The following is a 12645-nucleotide window of genomic DNA, read 5'->3' as shown; positions in this document are numbered from 1 at the left end:
GAACCACAGCACACGGCACTGTCGCTCCCGAGGGTCCCCCTGCCGGGGGGGGGAACTCGGCGGCGGCGCTCGTACGTTGACCCTCCGGCAGCACCGATCCCGGAGGCCACCAGGGAAAACTGGCGCCCCCGCCGTTCCACTCCACTGTGACGTATGGCACGATGCTGGCCATCCCCACCGGCACAGCCCTCACAGGAGACGCTCCTCGTGCAGCAGCCCCCCCGGCAGACGATCCCGGAACTGGCGCACACCACCACCCGCCCCATCCACTGGCTCGCCACCGCGGCAGCCCTCGCCGCCGTCGTCGCGCTCTCCGGCGTCCTGCAGCCCGGATCCGCCACCGCGGCCCAGGCCGACACCACGTCACCCGCCGCACACGGCGCCGCCGTCACCCCGCCCGACCCGGCCAAGGTCCATTTCCCGCTGGACTGCGGCCCCGCCGAAGTCCTCGTCCAGAAGAAGGCCTCCGGCGACCTCGACGGCGACGGCAGGCCCGAGACGGTCGCGGTCGTCCGCTGCGACGCCGGCTCCGGCACCCCGCCGAACGGCGTGTACGTACTGACCCGCTCCGCCGACGGAAAACCCCGCGTCGTCGCCACGCTCGTCGACCCGAAGGACACCTTTACCGTCACCGACCTCGCCGTGCGCGACAGAGCCGTCACAGCGACCCTCGACGGCTACTCGTCGCCCGACGTCCCCCGCTACCGCCCCGACATCCACGACAAGGCCAAGTGGCAGTGGAAGAACGGCACGTTCGTCCGCACCACCCCCGCGGCCGCACAGAGCGCCTGACCACACACACGAGAGGGCCCCGCACACCGGATCACCGGATGTGCGGGGCCCTCTCGCATGTGGTCAGACACTCACTCCGCGTCCGGCCCGTACACCTCGACGCTGTCCGAAACCCGCCGCACATGGATGCAGTCACCCGGACACTCCTTCGCCGACGCCACCACATCCGTCAGGAGCGGCAGCGGCACCGGCGTCGAAGCCCCCGGCCGCTGAAGCAACTCGTCCTCCGCGTCCTTCACATACGCGAGCCCGTCGATGTCCAACTCGAAGACCTCGGGCGCGTACTGAGCACAGATACCGTCGCCGGTGCACAGATCCTGATCGATCCAGACCTCCAGCGCCTCACTGGTGCCGGTGCCGGATCCGGCCTCTTGCTGCACGGTCATGATCTCCTGCCGCTCCCTACATCCCGCTCTGCCGCACTGTCCGGAAACCGACTTCACAGAAGCAAGTCGGGCCAGCCCTGACGGGTGTTGAACACTTCGACCCTACAACCGCCCGCTTTCCGATGTTGTTGGGTGGGTATTCCACTGGCGTGAGGGAGAGCGCAAGGGTGAAGATCGGACACACCTCGACCGTCTTTGTGATCTAGGGGTTTCAATCGACACCCGCCCAGGTAGGGTCTGGAAGCGTCCAGCTCCCCTTGGAGGAGGTGAGGACCGTGGCAGCCCACGACGACGACATCAACCGCGGCATCCGCCCGGGACGAGGGTCCGACGACCCCGCCGGACAGATTGCCTATCTCGAGCAGGAAATCGCCGTCCTGCGGCGCAAGCTCGCCGACTCTCCGCGTCATACGAGGATTCTCGAAGAGCGGATCGTCGAGTTGCAGACCAACCTGGCCGGCGTGTCCGCCCAGAACGAACGGCTCGCGAATACACTCCGCGAGGCCCGCGACCAGATCGTGGCCCTCAAGGAAGAAGTCGACCGGCTCGCACAACCGCCGGCAGGCTTCGGAGTCTTCCTCACCGCGAATGAGGACGGCACCGCCGACATCTTCACCGGCGGCCGCAAACTCCGGGTGAACGTGAGCCCGAGCGTCGAACTCGAAGAGCTTCGGCGCGGCCAGGAAGTAATGCTCAACGAAGCGCTCAACGTGGTCGAGGCCATGGAGTACGAGAGCGTGGGCGACATCGTCACCCTCAAGGAGATCCTTGAGGACGGCGAGCGCGCCCTCGTCACCGGGCACACCGACGAGGAGCGGGTGGTGAGGCTCGCCGAGCCTCTGCTGGACGTCACCATCCGCCCCGGCGACGCCCTCCTTCTCGAACCCCGATCCGGCTATGTCTACGAAGTCGTACCGAAGAGCGAAGTAGAGGAACTCGTCCTCGAAGAGGTCCCGGACATCGGCTACGAGCAGATCGGCGGCCTGGGCAACCAGATCGAACTGATCCGCGACGCCGTCGAGCTCCCGTACCTCTACCCCGACCTCTACCGGGAGCACGAGCTGCGGCCGCCCAAGGGCGTCCTCCTCTACGGACCCCCCGGATGCGGCAAGACCCTCATCGCCAAGGCAGTGGCCAACTCCCTCGCCAAAAAGGTCGCCGAAGTGACCGGACAGGGCCAGGGCAAGAGCTTCTTCCTCAACATCAAGGGCCCCGAGCTCCTCAACAAGTACGTCGGCGAGACCGAGCGGCAGATCCGCCTCGTCTTCCAGCGCGCTCGTGAGAAGGCCAGCGAGGGCACCCCCGTCATCGTCTTCTTCGACGAGATGGAATCCCTCTTCCGCACCCGCGGCTCCGGCGTCAGCTCGGACGTGGAGAACACCATCGTCCCCCAGCTGCTCGCCGAGATCGACGGTGTGGAAGGCCTGCAGAACGTCGTGGTCATCGGCGCCTCGAACCGCGAGGACATGATCGACCCCGCCATCCTGCGCCCCGGACGACTCGACGTGAAGATCAAGATCGAGCGCCCGGACGCCGAAGCGGCCAAGGACATCTTCGGCAAGTACCTCACCGAACGCCTTCCGCTGCACACCGAGGACCTCGGCGAACACGGCAGCGACAGGGCCGCCACGGTCCACGCCATGATCCAGTCGGCCGTCGAGCACATGTACGCGGAATCCGAGGAGAACCGCTTCCTGGAAGTCACGTACGCCAATGGCGACAAGGAAGTCCTGTACTTCAAGGACTTCAACTCCGGCGCAATGATCGAAAACATCGTCGGCCGCGCCAAGAAGATGGCCATCAAGGCCTTCCTCGAACAGAAGCAGAAGGGCCTCAGGGTCTCCCACCTCCTCCAGGCTTGCATCGACGAGTTCAAGGAGAACGAGGACCTGCCCAACACCACCAACCCCGACGACTGGGCCCGCATCTCCGGAAAGAAGGGCGAGCGGATCGTCTACATCCGCACGCTCGTCACCGGAAAGCAGGGCGCGGACACCGGACGCTCCATCGACACGGTGGCGAACACCGGTCAGTACCTGTAAAAAGCAGGGTGGCTGCGGGTGCCCGAACCGGGTACCCGCAGCCCACTGTTTTTCCAGGCAACTATCGGGCCGCTATCCCGCGACCGCCCGCCCGACGCCGGAGCAAAGCAATGACGCAAATGATCTCCCCACCAGCGCAAAGGCGTTCTAGGCTCTTCCATGCCGCCGAGTCGCGCCGTGCGGGGACGGGCACCGCGCGCGCACCGGAGAACCAGCGGTACTTGAGCGCCGCCCCCGACCGAGGGCGCCGCCGGGCAAGGAGGGCCGCATGACCGTACGGCGAGTAATGGGCATCGAGACCGAGTACGGAATCTCCGTGCCCGGCCATCCCAACGCCAATGCCATGCTCACCTCGTCCCAGATCGTCAACGCCTACGCCGCGGCGATGCACAGGGCCCGCCGGGCCCGCTGGGACTTCGAGGAGGAGAACCCGCTGCGCGACGCCCGAGGCTTCGACCTCGCGCGGGAGGCCGCCGACTCCAGCCAGCTCACCGACGAGGACATCGGCCTGGCCAACGTCATCCTGACCAACGGCGCGCGCCTCTATGTCGACCACGCACACCCCGAATACAGCTCCCCGGAGATCACCAACCCCCGGGACGCCGTCCTGTGGGACAAGGCCGGCGAGCGCATCATGGCCGAGGCCGCCGAGCGGGCCGCCCAGCTGCCCGGTGCCCAGCCCATCCACCTCTACAAGAACAACACCGACAACAAGGGCGCCTCCTACGGGACGCACGAGAACTACCTGATGAAGCGGGAGACCCCCTTCTCGGACATCGTGCGCCACCTGACGCCCTTCTTCGTCTCCCGCCAGGTCGTCACCGGCGCGGGCCGCGTCGGCATCGGTCAGGACGGCCACGAGCACGGGTTCCAGCTCAGCCAGCGCTCCGACTACTTCGAGGTCGAGGTCGGCCTGGAGACCACACTCAAGCGGCCCATCATCAACACGCGCGACGAGCCGCACTCCGACGCCGAGAAGTACCGCCGCCTGCACGTGATCATCGGCGACGCGAACCTCTCCGAGATCTCGACCTACCTCAAGCTCGGCACGACGGCCCTGGTCCTCTCCATGATCGAGGACGGGTTCATCGCGGTCGACCTGGCCGTGGACCAGCCGGTCCGCACCCTCCACCAGGTCTCCCACGACCCCACCCTCCAGCACCTGATCACCCTGCGCAGCGGCCGCACACTCACCGCCGTCCAGCTCCAGATGGAGTACTACGAGCTGGCCAGGAAATACGTCGAAGAGCGCTTCGGCGCCGACGCCGACGACCAGACCCGGGACGTCCTGTCCCGCTGGGAGGACGTGCTCGGCCGCCTGGAGACCGACCCGATGAGCCTGTCCGGCGAGCTGGACTGGGTCACCAAGCGGGAACTCATGGAGGGCTACCGGCGCCGTGACGGCCTCGACTGGGACGCCGCCAAGCTGCACCTCCTCGACCTCCAGTACGCCGACGTACGCGCCGAGAAGGGCCTGTACAACCGTCTGGCGGCCCGGGGCAAGATGAAGCGACTCCTGGACGAGGCAGAGGTCGAGCGGGCCCGTACCCAGCCGCCGGAGGACACCAGGGCGTACTTCCGCGGGCGCTGCCTGGAGCAGTACGCGGACGACGTCGCCGCGGCCTCCTGGGACTCGGTCATCTTCGACCTGCCCGGCCGGGACTCGCTCCAGCGCGTCCCAACCCTCGAACCCCTTCGCGGGACGCGTAATCACGTCAAGGAGCTCCTTGACCGGTGCCGGACGGCGGAAGATCTGGTCCGGGTCCTGTCCGGGGGCTGATCCGCGGCTGAAATCCCGGGCGAAGGGGAATCACAGAGGTGGGTCCCGCATTGGGCGAAGTGCGGGGCCGATGTCAGGGCCGACAAGTAGGGTTCTGATCACGAACGACCTGTATCTCGAACCGAGCGGGGTGAGCTGAGATGGCGACCAAGGACACCGGCGGCGGGCAGCAGAAGGCGACGCGTTCCACCGAGGAGGTCGAGGAGCAGGCGACAGAGGCGCAGGGCTCCGAGGACCTCAAGGAGCGCCAGGAGAAGCTGAGCGACGATGTCGACTCGGTTCTGGACGAGATCGACGACGTCTTGGAAGAAAATGCCGAGGACTTTGTGCGGAGTTTCGTACAAAAGGGCGGACAGTGAGGAATGTCCGACTCGGGCATGAAAAGGTGCTCCGCTTGCCAGGAGCTCCTTGCTGCGAGCGCGTTCGCGGCTAATCGGGCGCGGCCGGATGGGTTGCAGGCCAATTGCCGCGAATGCGCCGCAGAGTATTACAGGCGTCGACAGGAGGCGCGAGGTAAAACCGTCCGGGCGAAGGTCGACGTACCTGAAGGGCACAAGCTCTGTCGCACATGTGGCGAGATCAAGTCGCACAGTGAGTGGCATCGCAATGCGACCGCCTCCGACGGCCTGTCGACGCGCTGCAAGGCCTGCCGGGCGATCCAGAGTCGGCAAGGCCACCTCAAGCGCCACTACAACCTCACCGAGGTCGAGCGGGACGAGATGGTGGCCTCTCAGATGGGGATCTGCGTGATCTGCCTCAATGCTCCGGCAGTACATGTGGATCACTGCCACGAGACGGGTAGGGTCCGTGGCGTACTGTGCTTCAACTGCAATTCGGCCATCGGCAAGTTGGGAGATGATCCCGACACCGTCCGTCGGGCCACCGCTTACTTGGAAGGAAACGTGTGGAAGCCAACCCTCGTAGCACCGGGCGTCTACCAGCTGCCTTCCTGACGCCCGGGTCGTCGTCCTTCATGGACTTCCTGTCCGAGCATCAGCCGGAAATGCTGCCGGGCAACCGGCAGTTGCCGCCGATGCAGGGGGTCATCGAGGCCCCGCACGGCACGACCATCGTGTCCGTCACGTTCCCCGGCGGTGTGGTGCTCGCCGGTGACCGTCGGGCGACGATGGGCAACGTCATCGCGCAGCGCGACATCGAGAAGGTCTTCCCGGCGGACGAGTACTCGGCCGTCGGCATCGCCGGCACCGCCGGTCTGGCCGTCGAGATGGTCAAGCTCTTCCAGCTGGAGCTGGAGCACTTCGAGAAGGTCGAGGGTGCGCAGCTGTCGCTGGAGGGCAAGGCGAACCGGTTGTCGACCATGATCCGGTCGAATCTGGGGATGGCCATGCAGGGGCTCGCTGTCGTGCCGCTGTTCGCCGGGTACGACGTGGACCGTGAGAAGGGGCGCATCTTCTCGTACGACGTCACCGGTGGACGGAGTGAGGAGCACGGGTTCGCCGCGACCGGTTCGGGTTCGGTGTTCGCGCGGGGAGCGATGAAGAAGCTCTACCGCGGTGATCTGACGGAGGAGCAGGCGACGACGCTGGTCGTGCAGGCGTTGTACGACGCGGCGGACGACGACTCGGCGACGGGTGGTCCCGACATGGCGCGGCGGATCTTCCCGATCGTCACGGTGATCACGGACGACGGTTTCCGTCGGCTCAATGATGACGAGTCGTCGGAGATCGCGCGGTCGATCCTGGAGCGGCGTCTCGAGCAGCCGGACGGTCCTCGGGCCGCTCTGTTGTGAGTCGTTCCCTGTTTGCTGCCTACTCACTGAGTCACTGACAGAAAGGGACGGATAGCCGGTGTCGACGCCGTTCTATGTCTCACCCCAGCAGGCGATGGCCGATCGCGCGGAGTATGCGCGCAAGGGCATCGCGCGCGGTCGCAGCCTGGTCGTGCTGCAGTATGCCGACGGCATCGTGTTCGTCGGCGAGAATCCGTCCCGTGCGCTGCACAAGTTCAGCGAGATCTATGACCGGATCGGTTTCGCGGCCGCCGGTAAGTACAACGAGTACGAGAATCTGCGGATCGGTGGTGTGCGGTACGCGGATCTGCGGGGTTACACGTACGACCGGGACGACGTGACGGCGCGTGGTCTGGCGAACGTGTACGCGCAGACGCTGGGCACCATCTTCTCCAGTGCGGGCGAGAAGCCGTACGAGGTGGAGCTGGTCGTCGCCGAGGTGGGGGAGACCCCTGAGGGTGACCAGATCTATCGGTTGCCGCACGACGGTTCGATCGTCGATGAGCACGGCTCGGTGGCGGTCGGTGGTAATGCGGAGCAGATCAGTACGTTCCTGGATCAGCGGCACGAGGACGGTATGACGCTGTCCGAGGGTCTGAAGCTGGCTGTGCAGGCGTTGTCGCGGGACACCAATGGCAGTGAGCGGGAGATTCCCGCGGAGCGTCTTGAGGTGGCGGTGCTGGACCGTACGCGGCCGCAGCAGCGGAAGTTCAAGCGGATCGCGGGGCGTCAGTTGTCGAAGTTGCTCACGGCTGAGGGTGCTGCCGCGACGACGGAGGCGGAGTCCGAGGCCGTCTCCGACGAGAGTTCGTCCGACGATTAGGGCGTTGTGAGCGTGTGTGTGCCCCGGCCGGTTGGTGAACCGGTCGGGGCACACGTGTGTCAGGGGGTGGTGGGTGCGGGGCCGGTGGAACCGCGGACGATCAGTTCGACGGGGAGTGGGGTGGTGTCGGGTGTGTGGCCGTCGAGTACGGCGAGGAGTGCTGTCATGCCTCGTTCGCCGAATTCTTCCGCGGGGAGTCGCACGGTGGTGAGTTCGGGTTCGATCGCGGTGGCGAGTGACAGGTCGTCGAAGCCGGTGACGGAGAGGTCGTCGGGGATGCGCAGGCCTGCGCGGCGGGCGGCTTTGTAGGCGCCGGCGGCGAGTTTGTCGTCGTCGCAGACGACGGCGGTGGGGTGGGTGGTGCCTGTGGTGCGCAGGGCGTGTTCCATCGCGGTGACGGCGGCCTCGACCGTGAGGTCGGAGCGGACGGTGCGGACGGTCGTGCCGGGCATCTGGGTGGTGCGGGTGGTGAGTTCGTCGGCGCGGATGTCGAAGGTCCAGGAGTCGACCGCTGAGGCGAGGTGCAGGAAGTGCCGGTGGCCGTGGGCGAGGAGGTGGTCGGTGATCCGGCGCATGCCGTCGGCGAGGTCGAGGTTGACGGTGGTCGCGCCGGGGTTGCCCGTGGGGTCGCTGTCGAGCATGACGAGGGGGAGGTCGTCGCCGCGCAGGGCGGTGACGGCGCCGGCGGCCATGGAGGAGGCGAGGATGCCGTCGAGGGCGGCGCGGGCGTTGGGGAAGGGGTCGCGGGCGGGGCCGGTGCCGTCGGGTGAGGGGTAGAGGACGACGCCGAAGTCGTGTTGGGCGGCGATGCGGGCGGCGCCGGTGTAGACGCCGGCGAAGAACTCGTTGGTGAGGGCGGGGACGACGAGGAGTGCGGTGCGGGTGCGGCCGAGGCGGAGGTTGCGGGCTGCGAGGTTGGGGCGGTAGCCGAGGTGGTGGGCGGCGGCGCGGACGCGTTCGGCGGTGGTCTCGGCGACGCGGCCGCGCCATTTGTCGCCCATGACGAGGGAGACGGCGGCCTGGGAGACGCCGGCCGCGCGCGCCACGTCCCGGCTGGTGGGGCGGGTGCCGCCCGCTCCGGCCGCTGTCGTGTCGGTGCCGCTGGTCACTGGTGCCTCCGGGGTCTGGTGCGGTGGTTCCGCCGGTCGTCGACGTTAGCGGGTGGCTCTTGTCGCAGCGTACGTGGTACGTATAACGGCGCGACGTTATACGTAACACTTTCCAGGGCGTCGTCAGAGAATTCGTCGAGGACAGGGTGGGGCGATGGCCGCGGGTTATGCGGAGATCCTCAGAGCGCGGCACGCGATGCGGCTGCTCACGGGGACGCTGGTGGGCAGGCTGCCCAATGCCACGGCGGCGATCGCCATCGTGCTGTTCGTGCGGGACGAGGGCGGTACGTACAGCCTGGCGGGTGGGCTCGCCGCGGTGTACGGGGTGGCGAACGCGATCGGGCAGCCGGTGCTGGGCCGTCTCGTGGATCTGCGCGGGCAGCCGAGGGTGCAGTTGCCGGCGGCGGTGCTGTCGGGTGTGGGCATGGCGGTGTTCGCGTTCGCCGGGACGGGTTCGCTGCCGCTGGCGTACGCGGCCGTGGCGGCGGCGGGGCTGTTCACGCCGCCGTTGGAGGGCGGTCTGCGGGCGCTGTGGCCGAGTGTGCTGCCGCGCGAGGAGCAGGTGCACACGGCGTACGCGATGGACGCGATCGCCCAGGAAGTCATGTTCACCGTGGGCCCGTTGCTGGTGACGGTGTGCGTGTCGCTGTGGTCGGCGCAGGCGGCGCTCGTCGTCCTGAACGTGATCGGGGTGCTGGGCGCTCTGTCGGTCGTCGTCTCGAAGCCGTCCCGCGCGTGGCGGTCGGCGCCGCGTGAGGCGCACTGGCTGGGGGCGTTGCGCTCGCCGGGGCTGCTGGTGCTGCTGGCGGCGTTCCTGTTCATCGGGCTCGCGCTCGGGTCGATCACGGTGGCGGGGGTCAGTTATGCGGACGGGAACGGCGGGGACGCGACGTACGGCTGGATGATGGCGGCGCTGGGGCTCGGCGCGCTCGTCGGCGGGACGGTCTACGGCGCCCGGCAGTGGGGCGGTGCTCCGGAGGCGCGGTTGAGGTGGCTCGTCGCCCTGCTCGCCCTGTTCTACGTGCCGTTGGTGGTGATGCCGGGGCCGGTGGCGATGGTGGCGTTGAGTGCGGTGGCGGGGGTCTTCCTCGCGCCGTCGATCGCCTGTGCGTTCATCGTGGTGGACCGGCATGCTCCGCGGGGGACGGTGACGGAGGCGTTCTCGTGGCTCGTGACGACGTTCACGGTGGGGGCCAGTGTGGGAACGGCCGTCGCGGGGCCGGTCGTGGAGTGGGGCGGTACGCGGTGGGGTTTCGCGGTGCCGGGGGTGACCGGGGCCGTGGCGTTGCTCGTTCTGCTGGCCACGGGCGGGGCCCTCGCGGCGCCGCGCGCGTCCGGGCGTGTCGCGCTCTCGTCGGAAAATGATCCAAACCGTGCCGTCGAACCCCGTTTCAGCTCGGGGGATCGGGCGTAATGTTCAGTCATGGACCGCCGCATTTTCGGGCTGGAGAACGAGTACGGCGTCACATGTACGTTCAGGGGACAGCGCCGTCTGTCACCTGACGAGGTGGCGCGGTACCTCTTCCGCCGTGTCGTGTCATGGGGCCGCAGCAGCAATGTCTTTCTGCGGAACGGCGCCCGCCTCTATCTGGACGTGGGATCGCATCCGGAATACGCAACTCCCGAATGTGACAACGTGACCGAGCTGGTCACCCACGACAAAGCAGGCGAGCGCATTCTCGAAGGCTTGCTCGTCGACGCAGAGCGCCGTCTGCACGAGGAGGGCATCGCAGGCGACGTATACCTGTTCAAGAACAACACCGACTCGGCCGGCAACTCCTACGGCTGCCACGAGAATTACCTGGTGGCGCGGCACGGGGAGTTCTCGCGACTCGCGGACATTCTCATTCCGTTCCTGGTCACACGGCAGTTGCTGTGCGGCGCGGGCAAGGTGCTGCAGACTCCGCGCGGTGCCGTGTACTGCGTGAGCCAGCGCGCCGAGCACATCTGGGAGGGTGTCAGTTCCGCGACGACGCGCTCCCGGCCGATCATCAACACCCGGGACGAGCCGCACGCGGACGCCGAGCGCTACCGCAGGCTGCACGTCATCGTCGGCGACTCGAACATGTCCGAGACGACCATGCTCCTCAAGGTCGGTGCCACCGATCTCGTGCTGCGCATGATCGAGGCGGGCACGGTGATGCGTGACCTGACCCTGGAGAACCCGATCCGGGCCATCCGCGAGGTCAGCCACGACATCACGGGTCGTCGCAAGGTCCGTCTGGCCAGTGGTCGTGAGGCCTCCGCCCTGGAGGTCCAGCGCGAGTACTACGAGAAGGCCGTCGACTTCGTGGAGCGCCGGGGCATCCGCACCGGCACGGTCGACCAGGTCCTGGAGCTGTGGGGCCGCACGCTCGACGCGATCGAGGCGGAGGACCTCGACCGGATCGGTACCGAGATCGACTGGGTCATGAAGTACAAGCTCATCGAGCGGTACCGGGCCAAGCACAACATGACCATGTCGCATCCGAGGGTCGCGCAGATCGACCTCGCCTACCACGACATCCATCGCCGTCGTGGGCTCTATTACCTTCTGGAGAAGAAGGGCCAGGCGACGAGGATCTGCAACGACCTGAAGATCTTCGAGGGCAAGTCGGTGCCGCCGCAGACCACGCGTGCGCGGTTGCGCGGTGACTTCATCCGCCGGGCGCAGGAGCAGCGCCGTGATTTCACGGTGGACTGGGTGCATCTGAAGCTGAACGACCAGGCGCAGCGCACGGTGCTGTGCAAGGACCCGTTCCGCAGCGTGGACGACCGGGTGGAGAAGCTGATCGCGGGAATGTAGGTCACCCGTCGCGCAGGCGATCGATCAGGTCATGGGCCCCGTACGAATCATTCGTACGGGGCCCTTCCGCGCCCTTTGAATCGGTGGGCGAGGGCCTAGAGTGGCCGGACCGTATCCGAGCGACCTGAGGATCCTTGTGCGACGCCGACTTGCAGCTCTACTGATCGTGCCGGCACTGGCGCTGACCGCGACCGCCTGCGGCGGCGACGACGACGGCAAGAAGGATGCGGCGGACAAGGCGGACTCGTCCTCGCCGGCTCCGGGTGTGCCCAAGCCGGTGGACACCGCCACCCCGATGCCGAAGGTCTCGGGCGCGTACGGCAAGACGGCGACGATCTCGCTGCCCAAGAGTGACCCGAGCGACAAGTTCGTCGTGCACACGGTGTCGCAGGGCAGTGGCGCCACGGTGAAGAAGAACGACCTGGTGTCGTTCAACTACACGGGCAAGATCTGGAAGGGCGCCAAGGACCTCGGTTCCACCTACGGGGCGAAGGGCGGGGGCGACCAGCTCGTCACCGCGGGGGCCGAGGGTCAGTTCCCGGCCTTCTCGGACGCCGTCGTGGGGCAGAAGGAGGGCAGCCGCGTCCTCGTGGTGGCGCCGCCGGCCGCGGGCTTCGGCAGTCAGGGCAACCCGCAGTTCGGGGTCACGGCCAAGGACACGCTGGTCTTCGCCGTGGACATCAAGAAGGTGGAGCCCAAGAAGGTCGAGGGCACGCAGGCCGCCATCCCGTCGAACCTGCCGCAGATCAAGGCGGACGCGGAAGCGCCGGCGGTGATCTCCGTGCCGAAGAACGACCCGCCGAAGAAGCTCGTCGAGCAGGTGCTGATCCCGGGCAAGGGCGCCGAGATCAAGAGCGGCCAGAGCGTCAGCATGCAGTACAGCGGTGCGGTGTGGAAGGAGAACGAGGGCAAGGCGAAGGCCGCCCTGTTCGACTCCTCGTGGAACCGTGGCGGCCAGCCGTTCACGACGGCCATCGGTCAGGGCCAGGTCATCAAGGGCTGGGACAAGGGCATCGTCGGCAAGCACGTCGGTGACCGGGTGCTGCTGGTGATCCCCGCGGACCAGGCCTACGGAGCCAAGGACCAGGGCAAGACGCTGCCGGCCAACTCGACGCTGGTCTTCGTGGTCGACATCCTCGCCGCGCACTGACCCGTCCTTCGATGGCAGACTGTCCCGG

The 12645-nt window shown here is 67.4% G+C and carries 12 protein-coding genes; 10 read left to right on the top strand and 2 right to left on the bottom strand.

The genetic code is table 11. The features are described 5' to 3' along the window. Positions 1-207 precede the first annotated feature (207 nt). Positions 208-792: a hypothetical protein gene (locus tag ACFVDP_RS20785; RefSeq protein WP_383491473.1), complete on the top strand. Its 585-nt coding sequence runs from the start codon at positions 208-210 to the stop codon at positions 790-792. A 71-nt stretch (positions 793-863) separates the two neighbouring features. On the opposite strand, the gene ACFVDP_RS20780 is transcribed toward ACFVDP_RS20785, so the two are convergent. Then, the gene (locus ACFVDP_RS20780; RefSeq protein ID WP_383491471.1) at positions 864-1178 is read right to left on the bottom strand and encodes a ferredoxin; all 315 of its coding nucleotides are present in this window, start codon (positions 1176-1178) and stop codon (positions 864-866) included. A gap of 275 nt (positions 1179-1453) precedes the next feature. Between ACFVDP_RS20780 and arc the strand changes: the two genes are divergently transcribed. The 6 genes from arc (at position 1454) to prcA (ending at position 7573) form a co-directional block, all read left to right on the top strand. Continuing rightward, positions 1454-3220: a proteasome ATPase gene (gene arc / locus ACFVDP_RS20775; RefSeq protein WP_383491469.1), complete on the top strand. Its 1767-nt coding sequence runs from the start codon at positions 1454-1456 to the stop codon at positions 3218-3220. Positions 3221-3488: 268 nt separating this feature from the next. Next, positions 3489-5000, top strand: a complete 1512-nt coding sequence (gene dop, locus ACFVDP_RS20770) for a depupylase/deamidase Dop (protein WP_383491467.1) — start codon at positions 3489-3491, stop codon at positions 4998-5000. A gap of 140 nt (positions 5001-5140) precedes the next feature. Then, positions 5141-5359 (top strand): ubiquitin-like protein Pup, encoded by a 219-nt coding sequence (locus ACFVDP_RS20765; RefSeq protein ID WP_383491465.1) that lies wholly within the window; start codon positions 5141-5143, stop codon positions 5357-5359. Between the two features lie 3 nt (positions 5360-5362). Next, positions 5363-5953 (top strand): endonuclease VII domain-containing protein, encoded by a 591-nt coding sequence (locus tag ACFVDP_RS20760; protein ID WP_383491463.1) that lies wholly within the window; start codon positions 5363-5365, stop codon positions 5951-5953. Further along, complete coding sequence (gene prcB / locus ACFVDP_RS20755; RefSeq protein WP_383491461.1) at positions 5905-6750, top strand: proteasome subunit beta; 846 nt, start codon at positions 5905-5907, stop codon at positions 6748-6750. Before ACFVDP_RS20760 ends, prcB begins: the two co-directional genes overlap by 49 nt. Positions 6751-6808: 58 nt before the next feature. After that, positions 6809-7573, top strand: a complete 765-nt coding sequence (prcA, locus tag ACFVDP_RS20750) for a proteasome subunit alpha (RefSeq protein ID WP_383491459.1) — start codon at positions 6809-6811, stop codon at positions 7571-7573. A 59-nt stretch (positions 7574-7632) separates the two neighbouring features. On the opposite strand, the gene ACFVDP_RS20745 is transcribed toward prcA, so the two are convergent. After that, positions 7633-8682 (bottom strand): LacI family DNA-binding transcriptional regulator, encoded by a 1050-nt coding sequence (locus tag ACFVDP_RS20745; protein ID WP_383491457.1) that lies wholly within the window; start codon positions 8680-8682, stop codon positions 7633-7635. Between the two features lie 154 nt (positions 8683-8836). On the opposite strand from ACFVDP_RS20745, the gene ACFVDP_RS20740 reads away from it, so the two are divergent. The 3 genes from ACFVDP_RS20740 to ACFVDP_RS20730 all read left to right on the top strand — a co-directional run bounded on the left by ACFVDP_RS20740 (position 8837) and on the right by ACFVDP_RS20730 (position 12617). Further along, positions 8837-10096, top strand: a complete 1260-nt coding sequence (locus ACFVDP_RS20740) for an MFS transporter (RefSeq protein ID WP_383491454.1) — start codon at positions 8837-8839, stop codon at positions 10094-10096. Between the two features lie 9 nt (positions 10097-10105). Beyond that, positions 10106-11467 carry a Pup--protein ligase gene (gene pafA, locus ACFVDP_RS20735; protein ID WP_026246688.1) on the top strand — a complete coding sequence of 454 codons (1362 nt, stop codon included), beginning with the start codon at positions 10106-10108 and terminating at the stop codon, positions 11465-11467. Positions 11468-11603: 136 nt separating this feature from the next. After that, positions 11604-12617: an FKBP-type peptidyl-prolyl cis-trans isomerase gene (locus ACFVDP_RS20730; protein WP_383491452.1), complete on the top strand. Its 1014-nt coding sequence runs from the start codon at positions 11604-11606 to the stop codon at positions 12615-12617. Positions 12618-12645: the final 28 nt, after the last annotated feature.

The sequence above is a fragment of the Streptomyces sp. NPDC057694 genome (assembly GCF_042799415.1).
In the GTDB taxonomy this organism is placed as follows: Bacteria; Actinomycetota; Actinomycetes; order Streptomycetales; family Streptomycetaceae; genus Streptomyces.
The sequence above is the reverse complement of the archived record's forward strand: the minus strand, read 5'-3'. Positions and strand labels throughout refer to the sequence as shown.